Annotated in this window: 12 protein-coding genes; 3 read left to right on the plus strand and 9 right to left on the minus strand. The window is 52.4% G+C overall.

Annotated features, from left to right (window positions below; translation table 11 throughout):
* The first annotated feature begins 51 nt into the window (after positions 1-51).
* Entirely contained in the window at positions 52-912 is an 861-nt protein-coding gene (locus tag ACN6MV_RS24530) for an AraC family transcriptional regulator (protein WP_042130525.1), read from the plus strand.
* A gap of 243 nt (positions 913-1155) precedes the next feature.
* Here the strand turns inward: ACN6MV_RS24530 and ACN6MV_RS24535 are convergent, their stop codons facing one another.
* The 8 genes from ACN6MV_RS24535 to ACN6MV_RS24570 form a co-directional block, all read right to left on the minus strand.
* Complete coding sequence (locus ACN6MV_RS24535; RefSeq protein WP_042130526.1) at positions 1156-3549, minus strand: GH36-type glycosyl hydrolase domain-containing protein; 2394 nt, start codon at positions 3547-3549, stop codon at positions 1156-1158.
* 32 nt (positions 3550-3581) lie between these two features.
* A complete protein-coding gene (locus ACN6MV_RS24540) occupies positions 3582-7766 on the minus strand; it encodes a glycoside hydrolase family 2 protein (protein ID WP_419885050.1) in 4185 nt (1394 codons plus the stop codon).
* Positions 7759-8439 (minus strand): hypothetical protein, encoded by a 681-nt coding sequence (locus ACN6MV_RS24545; RefSeq protein ID WP_042130528.1) that lies wholly within the window; start codon positions 8437-8439, stop codon positions 7759-7761. Before ACN6MV_RS24545 ends, ACN6MV_RS24540 begins: the two co-directional genes overlap by 8 nt.
* Before the next feature lie 290 nt (positions 8440-8729).
* Positions 8730-10280, minus strand: a complete 1551-nt coding sequence (locus ACN6MV_RS24550) for an ABC transporter substrate-binding protein (RefSeq protein WP_042130530.1) — start codon at positions 10278-10280, stop codon at positions 8730-8732.
* Positions 10281-10318: 38 nt separating this feature from the next.
* Positions 10319-11203, minus strand: a complete 885-nt coding sequence (locus tag ACN6MV_RS24555; protein WP_042130532.1) for a carbohydrate ABC transporter permease — start codon at positions 11201-11203, stop codon at positions 10319-10321.
* A 15-nt stretch (positions 11204-11218) separates the two neighbouring features.
* Entirely contained in the window at positions 11219-12205 is a 987-nt protein-coding gene (locus ACN6MV_RS24560) for an ABC transporter permease (RefSeq protein WP_419885051.1), read from the minus strand.
* Positions 12206-12495: 290 nt separating this feature from the next.
* The gene (locus ACN6MV_RS24565; RefSeq protein ID WP_419885052.1) at positions 12496-14805 is read right to left on the minus strand and encodes a helix-turn-helix domain-containing protein; all 2310 of its coding nucleotides are present in this window, start codon (positions 14803-14805) and stop codon (positions 12496-12498) included.
* Positions 14806-14863: 58 nt separating this feature from the next.
* On the minus strand, positions 14864-15628 hold the full coding sequence (locus ACN6MV_RS24570; RefSeq protein WP_419885053.1) for a GDSL-type esterase/lipase family protein: 765 nt from the start codon (positions 15626-15628) through the stop codon (positions 14864-14866).
* Between the two features lie 130 nt (positions 15629-15758).
* Between ACN6MV_RS24570 and ACN6MV_RS24575 the strand changes: the two genes are divergently transcribed.
* Positions 15759-16646: a helix-turn-helix domain-containing protein gene (locus tag ACN6MV_RS24575; RefSeq protein ID WP_419885054.1), complete on the plus strand. Its 888-nt coding sequence runs from the start codon at positions 15759-15761 to the stop codon at positions 16644-16646.
* Here the strand turns inward: ACN6MV_RS24575 and ACN6MV_RS24580 are convergent.
* A complete protein-coding gene (locus ACN6MV_RS24580; RefSeq protein WP_419885055.1) occupies positions 16643-17554 on the minus strand; it encodes an AraC family transcriptional regulator in 912 nt (303 codons plus the stop codon). The two genes, ACN6MV_RS24575 and ACN6MV_RS24580, sit on opposite strands and share 4 nt — an antisense overlap.
* A 128-nt stretch (positions 17555-17682) precedes the next feature.
* Here ACN6MV_RS24580 and ACN6MV_RS24585 point away from each other — a divergent pair, with 128 nt between their 5' ends.
* Complete coding sequence (locus tag ACN6MV_RS24585; RefSeq protein WP_419885056.1) at positions 17683-19686, plus strand: beta-galactosidase; 2004 nt, start codon at positions 17683-17685, stop codon at positions 19684-19686.
* The last annotated feature ends 11 nt before the right edge of the window (positions 19687-19697 follow it).

Consider the following 19697-nt stretch of genomic DNA (forward strand, 5'->3'; position numbering starts at 1 on the left):
GAAATGAATGATCTATACTGTAATTAATAACGGTTATTAAGGGAGTGTTCCATGAACAGGAACGATCATTTACCCCAAAGATTTAAACCTAATTTATTTATGTACAATTATAAATATGAAAATGAGGAAGCCCATTGGTTTCACGCACATCGGGGAATTGAAATACTATATATTTACACCGGCCGCGGGGAAATCATGGCAGAGAATCAAACCTACCCTATCCGGGATCATACACTGGTCTGGTTTCAGCCCTATCAGCTGCACCGTGTGATGGTTCCTCCGACACCCAACCGGTCATATATCCGGACGAATCTGACCTTTGACCCCAGTCTTCTAGAGCAGTACCTCTCCGTTTTTCCTTTAATGGAGAAGTTTTTCCGCAGGATGTGGAAGGGCAGCCTTCAGATGCCGGTTTTCTATGATTTGCAGGACACCCTGATTCCTGATTTGCTGGAGGAATTAGATTATTCCACAAATAACTCTGCAGCTGGCACAGAAGAAAATATCGGATTTCTGATGCTTCAGCTGATTCGTCTGCTTCAAAAACACATGTCAGGTGACTTGACCGAAGTTAGCCCGCTACATTCGCGTGGAGGTTCACATGCTGAGCGTATCACCGAATGGCTTGATGAGCATTACAAAGAACCCTTCAGCCTCGAAGTGCTGGCTGCCGCGATGCACCTGTCACCCTATCATATTTCGCATTTGTTCAAGGAATTTGCAGGCATCACGCTGTCCGAATATCTGATGCAGCGGCGTGTAAGAGAAGCTTGTATACTGCTTGCCAATACCACTAAACCCGTTAAAGAGATTGCGGCAGAAGTGGGCCATCTTTCCCCTTCATATTTCAGTCAGATGTTCAAAAACAATAAAGGGATTTCACCCGAAAAATACAGAAGGAGCATCCGCTAAAACCAGCTTTTTGGATGGTACAAACAAGAATAGAAATAATCCATCAAATACCTGTCTCATGATCACTGCAAAAAATCACCCTTTCATAAAATGGAGTACTAAGCAGCCATTTTACGAAAGGGTGATTTAAATTTATTTAAAGACGAACAAAGACGTGAAACAAGAAACAGATTGGAAACGGCAGGATCCGCAGCCAACGGTCGAATGTCTCACCTGCCAGTAAAATACGAGTGGTGTACTTCTCTACAGAATAACTTCAACCTTGACCGATGAACGTCCGGGATAAGGGGGAAGTACATTACCTTCCACCTGTTCTCCATCAACGGTGATTACTTTGACGCCTTTGCAGACCTTGCTGACATTCGTAACGGTGATGTCATAGACACAGCCTCTGAAACGCCGTTTTACCGTAAACCCTTCCCAATTTGCGGGAATACAGGGATCAACGGACAAGCCTTCCAGCACGGGCTTCACACCTATAATATATTGGGTGGCGGCGATATACATCCATGCAGCCGTGCCTGTTAACCATGAAACATTGGCGAGACCAAACTTGTCTGACTCCGGCCCGAACAGGTTGGAGGCATAGACATAAGGTTCTGCTTTGTAACGCCATAAGCCCGCCTTATCCATGGCCACATTCGGCAGCAGCTGACGATAATATTTATAGGCCAAATCTCCCCGACCAAGCATGCATTCAGCTATAATTGCCCAGGTGTTGGCATGACAGAATACCGCACCGTTCTCTCCCGTCCCCTTATTGTAATTGGTCAAAGGATCCGCAGGATCGGGAAAGGTGGTAATAGAAGGATGAATTTTTTTGATGCCGAGCTCTGTGTCCAACATTTTGCGTACGCTATCCATTGCTTTCAGGCCCTTATCTTGGTCCGCCATGCCGGACATAGTGGCCCAGGTCTGGGCGTTGAGCCAGATTTTGGCCTCATCGTGTTCATCGCTGCCGAGGAACCGACCATCATCCATAATCGCCCTCCGGAACCAACTCCCGTCCCAGCCGATACTGTTAACCAGCTTACGCTGCGTCTCGTACATAGCTTCATACTGTGCGACGTCCTCCGGGTGGCCGGCGAATACCGCAAGATCAGTCATCCGCAGCAGCACCGTTCCCAACTGCATCGACGTCCAGATGCTTTCTCCTCGCCCCTCACGGCATACGCGGAACAGCTGATCGTTCCAGTCCGAGCGAAGCATCAATGGGAAACCGCTTTGTCCCAGCTTCGACACGGTAAAATCAATCGCCGCCTTCAGATGCGCATACACCGTTCCCTCACCGCCGTCATAATAAGGTACCCTGGTCTTCAGAAAAGCGGCATCTCCGGTTTCCGCCAGAAGATCCCATGCCGCCAGCGCAGTCCACAAATGATCATCGGAATGGATGCTCGTTACCGGGTCCCAGCCTTCGTTCGGAAAGAAGTAGTGATTCACATGCCCGTCCCTGTACTGCTGGCCGAGCAACAGCTTCAGCTTGTCAAAGGCAAGCTCCGTATCAAAGGGCACGACCGCCAAAATATCCTGCGCGGTATCCCGGTAGCCGACACCTCTGAACGTGCCCGTGGCATAAAAGGAAATGTTGCGCGAAAACAGAAAGTTACGGTGCGCCTGGTATGGATTCCAAATGTTAATCATCCGCTCGGCATCCTTATCCGGCAGACTGCTCTCCCACGCACCCAGGTAATCCGCCCAATTTTCTTTCAGCGCCCGGAAGGAGGCTTCTACGAATCCCGCTTCCCGGGAGTGAGCGACTGCCCTCACAATCGCCTGCTCATCCGCTGCAGTACCGAGAAAGACATTTATCGTGCGACTTTCCCCTGGCTGCAGCGTCAGGTTAAACTGCAGCGCACCGCACGGGTCGCCGCCCATCAGGGTGGAGTTGGTGCAGCCCCCGTTTTCAATTGCCGCCGGATTGGATTCGCTGCGGTAACAGCCAATGAATTCCTCGCGATCACCGTCATAACCGGCAAGCGGCATATCCGCTGTCAGATAGACAAGCGGTGTCTCCTCCGGTTTGGGCTGGTTCTCGACGCCATACCGGTACACCAGCGCCTCCGCTTCATGGTACTGCACCGAAACCTGATGTTTGTTGTAGCACTGCCACTGCAGCTCACGCATAAATTCCAGCATACCGAATTCGGCGTAGGCATAGACCTTGAGCTCTTGCGGAGTATTGCCTTGATTGGTCAAGGTCAGATTCCAGATCAGTGAATTTTCATAAGGCCCGACAAAATACACCGTTTGGGCTGCTATGCTCCCCTGACTTGCCTCGAACCGGGTATATCCCATGCCGTGGGAACTCTTCCACATCTCCGGTTTATCTGTGGCAGGTTCGCTGGTCGGGCACCAGTAGCGGCCTGTTTCCGCATTTTGTATATAAATATAAGGGCCTGAACGGTCCATCGGCAGATGGAAGAAACGGTAGCGCGTAATGCGCCAGATCTGGGGCGACTTGTAAAAGGCCACACCGCCGCCCGCATGCGACAGCATCGTGTGGAAGGTACCGTTCGACAGGTAGTTCATCCACGGCGTCGGCATATCCGGCCGTTTGAATTCCACCTCCTTCTCCTCGTCCCTGAAGATATAATAATCCTTGGGATCGGTATGTTCATGGGGATCAGCTCTCACTTGGTTCCAGCTCCTTTATAAGATTATCGGGTTTATTTCGGCTCGACCTCGTCAAGGGTCAGCCGGTATTCCAGGCCCTTCATATAAGTGCCGTCAGAATTCAGAAAGGTCAGACCAATTATGAGGTCACCGCCGCTTCCCCGAACTATCGCAATCAGCCGGTTGAGTCCGCTCTGCAGCGTAATCTCCCGCTCTGGCTCTATCACCAGAGCACCGTTCAAATAAATCTCATAAGAGGCGGTTGTGTTGATACGCAGCCTCCCCCGGTGTAGCTGTCCCTCTCCCCCCCATTCCTCCGGCGTATGCACAAAGCAGCTTAGAAACCACGGACCTCTTCCCGCATCCGCTATTTGCAAAGTACCGTTGCCGGAACGCCGCTCTTTCTTCTGCATCCAGCCGTAAAGGCCTTCGCCCAGATTATTCAAAGAAAACGCCGGATCGGTGTAGTACGCCTTCATCTCCTCATAATCAACATGGGGCTGACAAGGCAGTGCCATCATAGTTTCCACGGCCCACTCCTCATCTCCCTTCACACTGTCCAGCAAGCCGTCGGCAAATGACGCGCCCAGATTAGCGAGCAAACGGGAATACAGGCGGAGTGCCTTCTCACTTCCGGAGTCCGTCAGCAGCTGGGAGCAAAGCACAGAGCCTGTTCCCAGCTTGACTTCGGTCAGGTAGGTTTCCGATGGACGCGTATTTCTGCGGTTCAGCTCCACCAATGCGAGACGGCTGTATTCCGCCGTGTAGCCATGGACGAAATAATCCTTCCAGACGGTACCTTCAACACTCGTGCAGAGAACCGTTGCGTCCGGTATCTCCAGGCTGTCCGCAGCCAGCACCCGGTTAAGTACATCCCGCGGCGACAGAAATACCTTGTCGAAGCCGAACAGGTCGACCGGGCTGAACCCCTGCACGGCGGCATGGACATCGTCCGCCGCCAAGTGATACGCCTCGTGCGGCTTCACGCGCACGGGGCGGTCCAGCAGGCGGGCAAGCGCCGCCTGCTGGCTTGCCGAAGCCGGCAGGAGCAGCACCTGCCCGCCGGCTTCAGCGTAACACCGGAGCGCCTCGGCGGCTCCCGGCGCTTCCAGCATGCAGGCTTCGGCCACGATCAGGCCGAAGTCCTGCATGACCCCGAGCGGCGCTGTGTTATCCAGCGCCGTATACCGCAGCCGCAGCTGTTCAAGGAACGCTGCGGTCTGCCCGCCGCGGCGCACCAGCGCAGCCGCGGGCCGGGCCTGAGCTCCGGCGGTGTCCCCGCCGCCGGCGTAGGCCAGCAGGTTCCGCAGCAGCAGACAAGCCTGCGGAACCTGCTCCAGATTGGCCATCAGCTCCAGCTGATTGGCCAGGAACAGGCCCTTTCCGCTGCGGTATTCCAGCAGCGGAGACCACAGATCGCCGCCGTCTCCAAAATCGCCCGTGCTGCATTCCAGCAGCAGTGAGAAGTCGCCTGTTACCGGCTTCTCAAAGGCGGCCTGAATAATCGGTGTCGGCCCCTCTTCGCGCAGCTCTTCATGCCAGAACATCAGATCCCTGTCACCCAGCCCAGCGAGCACCGGATGCAGGTAGCTGCCGGCATGGGCACGGAAGAACGGCCGCCGTGAGAGCGGCAGCTTGCCCAGCGATAGCTGGTTCTGCTCCAGCAGCAGCAGCCGGCCGCCCCGCGCGGCAAATGCCTTCAGCAGTACCTCCACTTTGCCGTCTGCGTCCTCCATCCGGCTACCGACAATAAGCAGATAATCGGCTGGCAGATCGTTCAGTAGTGAACGTTCCACTCTTTCACAGCCCGGAACAAGCCGGCGAATGTGCTCAAAATCGAGGTCCGACCCCCAATAGGCGGACCTCCGCCGCACATTCACAGGCTGACTCAGCAGGCTTGCGGACATGAGCCTGTACTCCAAACGCAGCTTGTGCACCAGCTGCCCACCGTGGAACAACTGTGCTGTCAGCGTCGCCTGCTCTCCGTCGGCAGCAGGAACAGGCATCCAAGAAAACGAAACGACCTTATGTTCAGCAGGATTTTGACTGAAAGTGAAGCTTTGCTCATGAACGTTCTTATTCCCCTGCCAGATTACGAACTCCATTCTAACTTCCTGTGCGGACAGAGTATCGTTATATACGTCAAAGCTCCGGAAGACCGGCTTATCGTCATAGAAGCAGCTGTTATACTCAGCGGCAATGATCACAGCAGGTTTAAATGCCTCAGCCATAATCGCAAAAGCCGGATTAGGCTGATACAGGGGGTATTCCTCCGGCAGCAGACCGTTGTTGATAGACAGCGAATAGGCCGGGACACATTCCGGCTTCACTCCGGGCGTTCCCGGTTCAGACGGCGGTAGCGTAAGATTCTGCTCCGGCATCGGCCGCATGAAATAATGGGCAAAATTAAAGGTGGAAATGCCGGACACCCCCTGCCGCCTTGCATATTCCACAAACAGCCGCTCCTTCAGCGCCAGCCCTGCTGTGCTTTCGTCCGTACCGCGGTAGGCCTGCAATCCGTTGTACATGCTGCTATTCTGCGGACAAATATACCACCAGCCGCCGTGTTCGCCGAAAGTCAGCGGAACCGTACGGTCCCACTGGCTGATCGTGCCGTCGATATTGTAATGGCGGCTTTCCACCTCCGTATAGGCTTTTGGCAGCAGCCGGTTGTCCCCCTCGGCGATCACCAGACGAGTAGGATCAAGTTCACGGATCTCCGCGATCAGGCCGGGCATATACTGTTTGAAGCCATCCCGTCCGTCTACCCAGCGCATTTCGTTCTGCAGGCTCCAGAGAATGACAGATGGATGGTTTTTGTCGCGTTGTACTAATCGGCGTACATGCTGCCGGCAGTTCTCCACATAAGCGGGATGGTCCGCCTGCATCGATTTACCCGAGCCGTAAATCGCCGTCTCATCGACGATCAGCATACCTTCTTCATCAGCGATACGGACATAATCGGAAGGATAAGGCTCGGCATGCAGTCGGATGCTGTTAATACCGGCGGTGCGGCAGATGCGGTACCAGTTGCGGATATAAGCTTCCGTCATCTGAAGTCCTCCCTGAAAATGCCAGGAGTCGCCTCTTAGATTGACCGGAATGCCATTCAGCATAAACCGCGGTCCTTCACACCAGAATTCTCGGAAACCGAATACTTGGTCATACCGGTCGATGACTTCCCCGTCTTCGAGCAGTTCCAGCACCGCACTATACAAAAACGGCTCATCCGGGCTCCACAGTCTGGCGCCGCTCCAATCCAGATGAAATGAGGCATTATACACTTCACCAGCCCGTTCGTTCTCACACAGCCTAAGTTTCTCCGCAGCGGCAGCATCAACAGCTCCGGCTATACACTCCGCAGATAGAACTGGCCCGGGTTCGGCTGCCACCTCGTAACTCTCCTCACTACCTGACGTCAAGGAGGCTGTCAACAGCTCTACTTCTTCCCCTTTTATCCCAGCACTAGCCATAGCTGCGGCTCTCGGCTCTTCGGAATCTTCTGCCGCTTCCAGCCCTCTGGCAAATTGCCGCAGCACGCCTTTCTCCCAGATGCCCAGCCTTACTGTTAGCGGACCTCTGCCCCCGGCTGTTCCTGATCCGGCAGCCACAGCCTTCACCTCTATTCGCCCCTCCCTGACGGAAGTGCGGATCGTAACATCCTCCAGCGACAGCACAGGAATACCTTCCAGATAAACATCCTGCCAGATTCCCCGGCTGATTCTTCCATACCAGGAGCCCATAAGCCCCGTTATTTTTGACATACCGTTTGGAAGCACGACGGTGTCGAAGCTGCTGCAGACAACATGCAATTGATGCTCCCGTTCCTGTTCTACCCTGGAAGTAATATCAAGTCTCAGCGGCAGGTACCCGTCTTCCCAAACGCCAACCTCCTGCCGGTCAATATAGATCACAGCCTTTTGCATAATACCATCCAGCCGTAATATGATCCTCTGCCCGGCCATGCTTTCTGGAACCCGGAAGCTCCGATGCAGCACACCCGCTTCAGCGGCATCCCACTCCTCCGGATAGCCGTACAGGTCAAACGGGGCATACTCATATTCCGGGATGCCGCCGAATGATTTGCCGTCCGAAAGCGGGTAGGTCCGCCTCCAGCTGGAAGGTACCTGAAGCTTGCGCTCCTCATAGTTGATTGTTTCGGGCAGCCTGCGGCATTGTGGCTGATCATATAAGGGCATGAAATTCCAATTCCCGTTTAGACATAGCAGATTACGCATCTCTTGTTCCCCACTTTCCAGGGAAGGCGCGTACTTCGAGCACATTCTCCAGCTCCCGCCACAGCTCCTGGCCCTTAGACGCTTCCTCCCATTTGATAAAATGCGGCTCCATCACTTCAGCCCAGTTGTCCGGCCGCAGCCGGGTCTTCAGTTTTCCTTCATAAGGGGCTGGCTCCCGGGTAGCCGGCTGCTCTGCATAAAAAAACAGCACATTCTCATGCAGGCCGATCATGCCGTATTTATCGCCGTCCCCCGGCCGCTCCTCCTGGTATTGATAGTGGTAATAAATATAGCTGGCTGCCTCTTCTGGCTTCAGCAGCGCAAGCCGTCCGTAAGGCTTGCCTTCCGTGCTCCGGCGCTCCCAGTGCTGTATGGAGATTGGCTTTTGGTAATGAAAAATATCCGTCATCGGCACCCAGCGGCGCCCTTTTTTCCCTCCAGGCCACACGGCAAGCCGCTCCGAGACCTCCGGCAGTAAAACTTCCGGCGAAACCGGCGTTCCGAGACATTCATAATATAGAAACAGTTGGCTGCTGCAGACAAACAAGCTTAAATGGTCCACTCGGAGACGCTCCATAACGTCGATAAGCGAATGAGAGACCTCCCTGTTACGGAATAAAGCAGCGGCCTCCTCACCTTCCAGTTCTTCAGCTCTATATAAACAGCGCTTCATTCCGCACCTCCTTATCCTTCACACTCATGTTACTGCATGCAAGCCTTTCCGGCCTTGACGATGCTGACCTTGTTTAGCATAATTACGACATTGTCTACAAGAGCATTGATGGGATATTCCTTAGACTCCTCCTCACAGGTTAACTATAAAGCGCTCTCCCCATAGGAAGAGCGCCCAATAACATTTAAGCCATAACCGAGAAGGTGATGTCATCGAACAGCATGTAGGAGAAGCCGTCGGTGTTAAGCCTTGGCGAAGCCGTCCTTAAGCAGCAGGTTCCTACGATCTCCTTACTTCTTCAATCCTTTATCCTTAAGGAATTGCTCGAATTGTTTGGTTACTTCCGCTACGTATTTCTCTTCGCCCGCTTCCTTCAGCTTGCCGTAAAGTGCAGGCCAGGTTTCTTCGAAATCGAGTGTTCCAGTAACCAGTCCCCGTTTGTATTCACCCCAGACAGCGTTAAGGTTGGCGATCTCCGTATTCACTGGCTCGGAATTGAACTTGAAGGCGCCGACAGGATTGACCTCTGAATTGGAATTGATCTTTTTAGTTTCTTCCCAGACGTTTTCCGGCTGTCCCTCTTTCAGATAAGAATTGAATACGCTCCCAAAAACCCAGTCCATATTCGGCAGATAACGGGAATCTGCCAGAGCCTTGATGTATTCACCATTGGTCTTCTCATAGTGTTCACCAGCTACGCCGTTGCAGAGCAGATTGTACAGCTCCTTATCGGTATTCACCAGATTGAGGAACATCATCGCACGTTCCGGATTAGGAGCAGTCCGGCTGATCGATTGGTTGGTCGTAGCCGAATATCCGTTGGAGAACCAGTCGCTGAGCGGAACTGTAATAACCTCATTGCCGCCGTTTTTGGCCTTGACTTCAGCTTCCACACCGGGCTTCAGTGTAACGTTGAAATCGACTGCGATTTGGCCTTTGACGAGATAATCATTCATTTTTTCCGTAGCTGCATCTTTATAAATATAACCTTCCTTATACCATTTGCTAGCCAGTCGGAAATTGTCCAGCTCTTCCTCCGGATAACGCTGCAGTGTGTAGGTAGGATCATCAGTTTTGATATAGAAATGGTCATCTAGTCCCGGAACTACCCAGTACTTGTCGTCATGTGATTGCGGATTGATGAAAGAAGTGCCGAATAAACCAAATGGAATAATGTCCGGTTCATTTTGCTTGATTTGGGCCAAGAACGGTTCAATATCTGCAATTTTCTTGATGGAAGCGGTATCAAGATTATACTTGTCAGCAAAACGTTTCTGGATGATAAATCCGTAACGGGAGCCGTTGATCTGCTGATTCGGGATACCGTAAATTTCTCCGTCGACCGAAAGACCGTCCCACATCACCTGCGGTACATCCGCCTTCAGCTCCGGTGCGTATTCATCAAGCAGAGCATCCATCGGCTGGATGGCTCCTTTGCGCACCAGCTCTTCCGGCTTCAGCATATAGCCGGTCCAGAGAATGTCGAACTTCTCCCCCGCCGCCAGCACCGTGTTCATCTTCTGCACATAATCTCCGATCGCAACAGGCATTAGCTTGACTGTGGCATTAATCTTCGCCTTCACGATTTTGTTAACTTCCTCCTGTACCTTCTCCTGGTCGGCCTGAAGCTGTGACAGCGGATAATACCAGGTCAATTCAACCGGCTTTAGCTCGCCTGCGTTTCCTGATTCCGGAGCCGCGCTTTGTGTGCTTTCCGCTCCGCTTCCTTCCGCGCCTTTCCCGGCATTACTGTTGCCACCGTTATTGTTCCCTCCGCAGCCTGACAACACGGATGCAACGAGCAATACGGATGCCAAAACTCCAAACAGCCTCTTTTTCATGTAAGTGACCTCCTGTACTTTGTACATGTAATTGTATGTTAACCCTTTAGGGAGCCAACCGTAAGTCCTTTAACGAAAAACCGCTGAAAAAACGGGAAGATCACCAGCATCGGTCCACCGGCCAGCACAGCGATCGCCATCCGCGCCGAATTGTTAGGGAAACTCGCCAGATCGATGCCGAGCTGCTGCGTAAATTCCGAGTTCGTAGTCAGAAACTCAATACTGTTGAGTGTCCGAACCAGCAGGAGCTGCAACGGAACTTTATTAGGATCGTCAATGTATAACATCGCGTTGAACCATTCATTCCAGTACGTAAATGAAATCAGGAGACCCAGCGTAGCCAGTGCTGGCGTCGACAGCGGCAAAATAATCTTGAAGAAAATGCGGAATTCCCGCGCTCCGTCAATTTTGGCTGATTCAATGATCTCAAGGGGAATTTTGGACATGAAGCCCTTCATGACCATGATGTTGAACGGCGACAGCAGGATAGGAAGAATCAGCGCCAGCAGGCTATCTTTCAGATGCAAATATTGCGTAATGAGAATGTAGGAAGGAACGAGTCCCCCGCTAAACAGCATGGTGAAAAACACATAAAATGTGGTCACCCGGTTATACCGATAATCCTGCCTTGAAATGACGTATGCGGTCATCGCAGTCAGCAGCAGCCCGGCTAATGCGCCAATCACGGTCACCATGAGCGTCACTCCGTAAGCCCGGAGCAGAATGTCGGGAGCGTCCAGCAGATAACGATAGGCATCCAGACTGAACGATTTAGGGAGAAACTGATACCCGTTTTCGGTCAGCGACTTTTCATCCGTAAGCGACACTGCTATAACGAGCAGAAAAGGCAGGACGACCACCAGTGAAAGCACCGTAAACAGCAGGTTAATAAATAGCTTGGAAAACTCGAATTTCTTGGACACTTTCAGGGCACCTCCTTACCATAAGGAATGATCGGGATTGATTCTGCGCACGATTCGGTTTGCACTCAGCACCAGCACCAGACCGACAACCGACTGATAGAAACCTGTAGCCGCAGACATACTCACATTGCCGACTTCGCGCAGCGCACGGTACACATAGGTGTCGATGATATCGGTAGAACCGTAGAGAAAGCCTGAGTTATTCGGTATAAAATAATGCAGGCCAAAGTCGCCGCGGAACATGTTGCCAATGGACAGGATCAGCATAATAATGACCAGCGGAGCCAGCAGCGGAATGGTGATTTTGAACGCCATCTGCCTTTTGGTTGCCCCGTCGATCCGCGCCGCCTCGTAATATTCGCTGTTAATACCTATGATGCCGGCAAAATAAATCAGCGTGTTGAACCCTACCACTTTCCATAATTGAACCAGGATAAGAATCACCGGCCACGGTGTAGCATTCTGATACCAACTTACCGGGTCCAGACCGAAGGATTCCAGCGTACGATTGATAAAGCCGTCAGAATGGTTCAAAAAGGCGTACGCCACGTAACCCACCAGTACCCAGGAAAGAAAGTGGGGCAGAAACAAGGCTGTCTGGTAGAACTTGCTCCACTTTGCCTTGATTTCGTTCATGAGAATCGCCAGCAGCAGCGCTGCCGAGGTGCCTACCAGAATGTAAGCGGTGTTATAAAGAACTGTATTACGGGTAATCCGCCACGCTGTGTCGGTAGTGAATAAATAACGGAAGTTATCCAGACCTACCCACTTGCTGCCGAAGATTCCGAGATCATACCGGTAATTTTTGAAGGCGATAATCAAGCCGATCATTGGAATATAGGCAAAAATCAATTTGTACAGTAATCCCGGCAGCGAGAGTAGAAACAGCTCCCGGTTATTCCGGAAATGATGAAGCTCTCTTCCGATCCAATTCTTTTTGCGCGTTCCGGGCGGCACACCTGAATTTGCTCTTTGATCCGCTAGTGGAACCTTATTCAACATAACCAAAGCCCCTTCCTTTCCTTCCTTAGCTGCAGCTGTTTGCCTGTGTTCCAGCTTTGCAAGACTAACAATAGCGCAGAATCAAGCTTTGGCGTTACTGTACAATTGCAAGATTGCTGTAAAGAGGGACTGTATTGTTGCCAGTTTACTGTTCTGGCCGGGCGGAGTTGAAGCAGCGGGTAATAGAAAGATAATTTATAGCGGGGATCTTTTAGATTCCTTTAGTTAGCAAAAAGCCCGCAAATGAACAGGGTTCATTTGCGGGCTGACTTAAGTATAAATTGGACAGGTTATCTGCTGCGGTCAATGGCAGATTTCAGTCGGTACTCCTTCGGTGTCGTTCCATAGCGCCGTTTAAATAAACGGTAGAAATAGCTTTCATTCCCGAACCCGACCTTTTCCATAATTTCAGTTACGGTTAAGTCCTTCTGTTCCAGGCACTCTCTGGCACTGCTCAAACGCGCTGCGTTAATCTGGTCAACAACGGTCGTTCCTTCCTGCGCTTTGAAGACTTGGCCCAGATAGACGGAGCTCATCTTGAGCATGTCGGCAATCCGCTGCACATTAAGATCTGGATCGGCATAATGCTTGTCGATAATTTCCTTCACCGTTTCTGCAAGCAGCCTGTTCTTATCTTCACGCCCGCTCTTGCGCTGCCCTGTGACCTCGCGTACAACCTCCAGGAGTACGCCCTCAATCTCATCCAGTGTCTCTTTTTCAAGAATACGACGGTTAATGGCCTGCAGGTTGTAAGGCACCGGATTGACGTTACGATTGTTCATCTCGCCAAGCGTATTGCTTAATGTAACAGCAAGATGAAGCACCGCAGAGAACATATTTTCGAAACTGAAGCCGCCGAGCAGCTCCCTCCATTTGCGTATCGCTTGCTCCGTCTCCGCCAGATCCCCGCCCTTCAGTCCTTCCGTCAGCTGCCTTTCCAGCTCCTGCGGAATGCGCAGGGATTCATTCTCCTCATTCTCCCGAAGCATTTCAGGTTCAAGCACTACTCCCTTGCCGAAAATCATCCGGTAATTGGAGTGGCGAATGGCTAGATTATAATGCTCCGATATACACCGGTAATCTGTGAACAATTCGCTCAGCGTAACCGTAAAGGTAATATGGTAATAGTCAAAAATAGTCTGCTGAAGCGCTCTAAAGCGCTCATCCAGCTTCGTAAGTGTCCCTGCTTCACTGCCGACGATAAAGACAAGATGGCCGCTTTTCATGTCCGCCGCTTCGCAGGACCCTTCAAGCCGCAACAGCTCCTGACCGATATTGGCAATGGCAAAGTAAAGCAGGGATTCCATCGGCAGCCCCGGATCTGCCGCAAGTCCCTGCAGATTGTCGATCTGCACCAAGGCTAGTCGCAGAGGCGACGGAAAAGCGATGTCAATTCCGTGCTGCTTTCTGATCTGCTGGAATGCCTGTTCATCAATACTGCCGCTTGACCCGATCAGACTCCGCAGCTGGTAAAGCTTAGCGATATTCGACTGCGATGCCCGTTCCAGCTCCAGACCCTTCAGCTTGCTGATCATCTCAGTTACGTTGGCCGCAATCAGCGACAGCTCATCCTTCGCCTGCGGGGCGCCGCGTACATCCTGCGGCACCAGCGTCAGCAGCTGACCCACCGGCTTATACAGCCGCAATGCAAAGAATACGGACAGCAGGATAGCGAGCAGGACTACAGACAGCGTGACCGCTACCTCCGTCCATTTCATCTGCCGGACGCTGCCCAGCACAACATCGTAGTCCTGCATACTGACGATCTGCCAGTTATTCATCGCTTTGCTCAGATAAGTGACCTTATATTTCCTTTCTCCATTCGTATAGTTAAAAGAATTAAGAACCGTATCCGAGGAGGAAATCCGCGGCAGCAAATCCGCCTTGATGTTAAGCCCGTCAGGCAGCTGCCCGTTGGTAGAAATAAGCACCTCGCCTTCGCTGTCCGTGATAAAGAGCACATCATTTTCCCGTTCCGCTACATGATTAAGCGCTTTCATGTTATCCAGCATCCAACCCGGCTTCACCGTTAAAATCAGCACATTGTCATTGATAGAACCAAGAGACTCCCCGTCATAAATGAATGTAGCAAACACATCAATCCCCCCGTCCTTTCCGTCAAGGTCCAGCGGAATCAGCTGCAGCTTCGGCAGATCAGCCCGGGAGTTCATGTATTTCTTCAAGGAATCGTAAAGAAGACTATTGTTAATCTCATGATTCAGCGAAGAGAAGAACCGGTGCTGGGCACCGTTGTAAAAGACAGCTGCATGCAAATACGGGGAAGCCGCCACTGTATGGTTTAGGCGCTCGATCTTGAGAATGCTCTGTTTGTAATCTGCGCCGGACTTCAGCGCGAGCAGCTCTTCATCATTATAAAGGGATACTGCCAGATCCTTAACGATACCATTCATATTCTCTATATTGTAGTTAATTTGGGTAAGCAGCTTCCGGTCGGCTTCGTTCTGCAGACTAAGTACCTTGCCGCGGGCGCTCGAGTTCACAACCAGCGAAGCGACCGCCAGAACGGCGACAACAAGCATAAAGCTGAGCAAAATCCGCTGTAGATATTTGCGCGAACGGATTGTCTGCAGTACATTCATGTGTCCTCACTCCCTGATTTTAGGGTGACCTTAATATAATCCCGCCTTGTTTTGCTTGTCAATCCGCGTTTTCGCGGGCCGCCTCCCGCGAATCCTCTGCATCCGACAGCTTATCCAGCTCTGCGTGGAACAAATCCCGCAGAAGTATGCGTGCTATAACCCTATGTCCTGATACATCCGGATGGATACCGTCGCCATATCTATACGAGGCATTAACCGACCTCTCATGCCGGATATGCTCCAGCAGCGGTGTGCGCAGATCGATGACACCATCAGCGGGACAGCCCCCGCTTAGCAGCCAGTCCGCATAACGCTCCAGCACATGATCGTAATCTCTGTAGGGCACCAAATAGCTGAAATCATCCGCTTCCGCCGGCTGCAGCGTACCGTTCATTGACGGGGCGTCGAATGGCGGCGGTGTCATCAGCACGGCTTTGGCCCCTGCTTCCCGAATTTGTGTGCTCAGCCGCAGCATCCCCACCTGATAGGCTGCAAAACGTTCTTCCGAAAAGGGATGATAAATCCCGTCATTCATCCCGTAGCAGGCTACGACCACACTGGGAGAGGCTTCCTTAAGCTCTCTTGACAGCCGGTTATGTACACAGGGCCGTGGAAAAGGATGAGTGGCTTCGCTAAGTCCCGAAGCCGTCTCGCTGGGAACACCGCAAGGGACCAGTTCTACCGTCCAATCCGGACGGTGCACCTGCAGCCACTCCCTGGTTAAGCGGATATATAGACCGTCAGCCGTAATGCTGTCCCCTAGAAATAGAATCTGGGAATCTGCGGAATCTTTTGTTACCTTGTCAGTAAATAGATGCAACATATTTATCCCTCCTGACCATCGCGCAGATCTCCCGCTTGGCCGAAGCCAGGCGATGCCCCGCATTCTAATGGTAGCGCCGGCTGTCCTTTTCCGCCTTGACGATTTCGACCTTCTTTAGCATAATATGGCCATGACAACCAAAATATTTGCACAGGACATCGGACTTGAACCCGGTTTCACTTTTAGAATCCAGAAATGTCCACTGACCCATGATTACTATGTCCACAGCCATGACTTCTCCGAGCTGGTCGTCATTCTGTCGGGAAACGCCGTGCATATCATTGAGGGGAGAGAGTATCCAGTCACTGCCGGCCAGGTTTTTCTGATCCACAGCGATGTTTCCCATGGTTACAAGGATGTCGACGGCATCGAATACTTTAATGTGATGTTCCAGCCTGAGCAGCTGCTGCAGCAGTCCGAGCTCAGACTGATGCCGGGCTTTCAGGCATTATTTTACATTGAGCCTTTTTACCGAAAGGAAATGTATTTCAAAGGCATGCTCTCCCTTGAAGCAGAACAACTCTTGGAGGCTACACGGCTGCTGGATAATATCCTCGAAGAGCATGACCGGCAGCCTGAAGGGTACAGGCTGATGATCCGCACCTATTTTACTGCTCTGGTAGGCATGCTATCACGCTATTACCAAACCAGCAGCAAACACGAGGATAACAAGGCGCTGCGGATCGGTGAGACAGTCACCTATATCGAAGAGCATTTTCTACAGCCAATCACCTTGCAATCCATGGCGGATATGGCTTATATGTCAACCCGCCAGTTTCTGAGAGTCTTCACCCGCAATTATCAGACCACTCCTATGGACTATGTCATCCGTAAGCGGCTGGACTATTCCTGCACGCTGCTGCGCAGCCCCGGACTCACGATTTCCCAGGTGGCCATGGACAGCGGCTTTCATGACCAGAACTATTACTCCCGCCAGTTCCGCAAAGTATTTAACTGTACACCCAGCGAATACCGAGAGAGAAATCAGGAATCCTGCCGGACCCCAAGGAACTCCTAGAGCTCCAGCGTATCGTTCACGGCAGTAGCATCTTCCTTTTGGCGCAGCCGCCGCCGGTACGCTCCGGGCGTTACGCCGAATCTTGTGCTGAACAAACGTGTCATGTAGTTTGGATCGTGAATGCCCACCCGTTCGGCGATTTCGGAGATGCCCAGCACCGTACCGCTTAGCAGTTTCTTGGCTTCTTCCAGGCGCCGCTGCAGCACGTACTGTAGCGGTGTGGTTCCGATATGCTGTTTCATGCACCTCGTAATATAATCCGCCTGGAAGTGCAGCTCCTCCTCGAGTGCGGCAAGGTTAAATGGCTGTCTCCATTGAATATCTAGATAGGCAGCGGCTGCCCGGGCCAGCCGGACCGCCGGCTCCGGCAGGGTAGTCCGCGCACATTCCTCTTGCAGTGCCGCCAGCAGCCCAGCCAGCAGCAGATGAAGCCGGAGTGCGTTCTCAGCATTCAGCCGGCTATGGATCTCGTTCATCTCATGCAAGATCGGCTCCAATGCTTCTACGTCAACAGTGGCGTACTTAGGCATGTATAGACGCTGTTGTACAGAGGGCTCCTCATCCTCTACCGTTCCTTTGGCCAGCAGAGACGACCATGGAATGTCCTCCCGCCGGATATGAGCTGGCTTACATCCATGGATGAAGTGCACCCAGTAAATCTCCGTATCCTCCCCGCAGGCCCGATACCCATCATGCAGCAGCCCTGCCTCCAGCACCAGCAGTTTTCCCGGACCCACTGCATAATCCCTGCCCTCTTCTGTCATATAGAGTGTTCCCCGTTTGACCAGCAGCAGATCATACACGCCGAAGGTGCGGACGAAATGCCGGTCTCCCGGCGACCAGACGGCATGTCCCACCGTGACAAATTGCGGCAACGGAGGTATCGCGAATTCCAGGCACAGCACCATATATCTCTCCTGTCAAAGTCGATTTTATGCTATTCCAAGTCTATATTATCACTGGCTGCTCCGGCAGAAAAGAGTTACATTGACTGGGAACCCGCTTTTCATCCAATTAGATAAGGGGCTGTATATCCATGCGCTTTCGTCAGGTTCACCTTGATTTCCATACTTCTGAAGCCATTCCCGGCATAGCCAATGAATTCTCCAAATCCCAGTTTCAGTCCATGCTGCGTGCCGGTCATGTAGACTCTATCACTGTGTTCTCCAAATGCCATCACGGGTGGGCTTATCATCCCAGCGAAGCCAATGAAATCCATCCGCAGCTCTCTTTTGATCTGCTGGGGGAGATGATCACCGCAGCTCATGATATCGGAGTACTGACGCCGGTATATTTGTCGGCTGGTCTTGACGAGAAGCTTGCTCGCCGGCATCCCGAGTGGCTGATCCGCGATGCAGAGGACCGCACACGCTGGGTGAAGGACTTTATGACACCGGGTTACCACGAATTTTGCCTTAACACGCCTTATCTGGACATTTTACTGGCGCAAATCCATGAGGTGGTCTCCCGGTATGACACCGACGGTATCTTTCTTGATATCGTCGGCGTCCGTAAATGCCGCTGCCAGTATTGCGTTGACGCACTTCGTGCCTCAGGCCTGGACCCCCGCGACGAGGCTTCAGTCATTGCCTTGGGCGAGCAGACTTATCTGAATTATGCACGCCGCGTCCGGGAGACAATCGATGCTGTGAAGCCTGGTTTACCGGTCTATCACAACAACGGTCATCAGCAGCGGGGCCGCCGGGATCTCGTGCAGGTCAATAGCCATCTCGAGCTCGAGTCGCTCCCTACAGGAGGCTGGGGCTACGATCACTTCCCGCTGTCAGCACGGTACGCCCAGACGCTGGGCATGGAATTTCTCGGTATGACCGGCAAATTCCATACCTCCTGGGGCGAATTCGGCGGATACAAGCACCCGAATGCGCTGCGGTTTGAAGCAGCGCTCAGTCTGGCCCACGGTGCCAAATGCTCCATTGGTGATCAGCTTCATCCTTCAGGCTTAATGGATGAAGCGACCTATGCCCTGATCGGCGCTGCCTACGCTGAGGTGGAGGCGAAAGAGCAGTGGTGCAGCGGAGTTGAGTCCGTTGCAGACATTGCCGTCTTGTCCCTGGAGGCGGCACGTGAGGCCTGCCCCGACGGGCAGGCATTGAGAGGAGCGCGCAATCTGGCCGACGCGGGTGCGGTACGCATGCTTACCGAGGGCCATTATCTGTTCGACATCGTAGATACCTTCAGCGATTTTGCCGCTTATAAGGTACTGATACTGCCGGATGAGGTACCGGTATGGCCGGAGTTATCCACCGCTATTGAAATCTTCACAGCTGGAGGAGGTAAAGTGCTCGCCACCGGGCGTTCAGGTCTGAACACAGCAGGCGATGCGTTTGCACTGAACCTGGGTATCAACTGGCTGGGAACCAATCCTTACCGGCCAGCTTATTTCTATCCGCATTTCACCCCGGGGGCTCTGCTGCCAGCCTCCTACGTAATGTACGGCGAAGGTCAGCTTGTGGAATTGCATGACGGACAATCACTGGGTAATCTGGAGAATCCATATTTCAACCGCGATGTATTCACCTTTTGTTCACATCAGCACACGCCTGGTACCAAGGAAGACAATGGACCAGGCATGGTCGAAAGCAGCAATGGAATCTATATCGCTTGGGATGTGTTCAGCGATTATGCGGAAGCAGGCCATCTTATCCTGAAAGAGATGGTGCTTCATGCGCTATCACGGCTGGTCCCCCAGCCTGCCCTGCGCACCAATCTGCCGGCCCGGGGAATAGCGACCCTGCAGTATCAGCAGACGGAGCAGCGTTATGTGAACCATCTGCTTTATGCCTCCCCCGTGCTAAAAGGACGCATTGAAGTTATCGAAGACATCGTGCCGCTACGGGACATTTCTGTCAGCCTGCGTCTTCTATCTTCTGCTCCTGTCCAGCAGGTCTATCTGGCCCCGTCAATGACAGCTCTGCCGTTTACGGTAGGCCAGGATGAAATCTCTTATATAATTCCTTGCTTGGAGAATCACCAAATGGTAGTAATAGAGCTGGCACAGGAGAAATTGCCAGTAGAGTAAATTCGCTCAAT

This window comes from Paenibacillus sp. B-A-8 (assembly GCF_048572915.1).
In the GTDB taxonomy this organism is placed as follows: Bacteria; Bacillota; Bacilli; order Paenibacillales; family Paenibacillaceae; genus Paenibacillus_AQ.

Excerpts from the sequence above, each read along its gene's own strand:
- ACN6MV_RS24530 (WP_042130525.1), top strand. The coding sequence starts at position 52 with ATGAACAGGAACGATCATTTACCCCAAAGATTTAAACCTAATTTATTT.
- ACN6MV_RS24540 (WP_419885050.1), bottom strand. The coding sequence starts at position 7,766 with ATGCGTAATCTGCTATGTCTAAACGGGAATTGGAATTTCATGCCCTTA.
- ACN6MV_RS24545 (WP_042130528.1), bottom strand. The coding sequence starts at position 8,439 with ATGAAGCGCTGTTTATATAGAGCTGAAGAACTGGAAGGTGAGGAGGCC.
- ACN6MV_RS24550 (WP_042130530.1), bottom strand. The coding sequence starts at position 10,280 with ATGAAAAAGAGGCTGTTTGGAGTTTTGGCATCCGTATTGCTCGTTGCA.
- ACN6MV_RS24560 (WP_419885051.1), bottom strand. The coding sequence starts at position 12,205 with ATGTTGAATAAGGTTCCACTAGCGGATCAAAGAGCAAATTCAGGTGTG.
- ACN6MV_RS24565 (WP_419885052.1), bottom strand. The coding sequence starts at position 14,805 with ATGAATGTACTGCAGACAATCCGTTCGCGCAAATATCTACAGCGGATT.
- ACN6MV_RS24570 (WP_419885053.1), bottom strand. The coding sequence starts at position 15,628 with ATGTTGCATCTATTTACTGACAAGGTAACAAAAGATTCCGCAGATTCC.
- ACN6MV_RS24575 (WP_419885054.1), top strand. The coding sequence starts at position 15,759 with ATGACAACCAAAATATTTGCACAGGACATCGGACTTGAACCCGGTTTC.
- ACN6MV_RS24580 (WP_419885055.1), bottom strand. The coding sequence starts at position 17,554 with ATGGTGCTGTGCCTGGAATTCGCGATACCTCCGTTGCCGCAATTTGTC.
- ACN6MV_RS24585 (WP_419885056.1), top strand. The coding sequence starts at position 17,683 with ATGCGCTTTCGTCAGGTTCACCTTGATTTCCATACTTCTGAAGCCATT.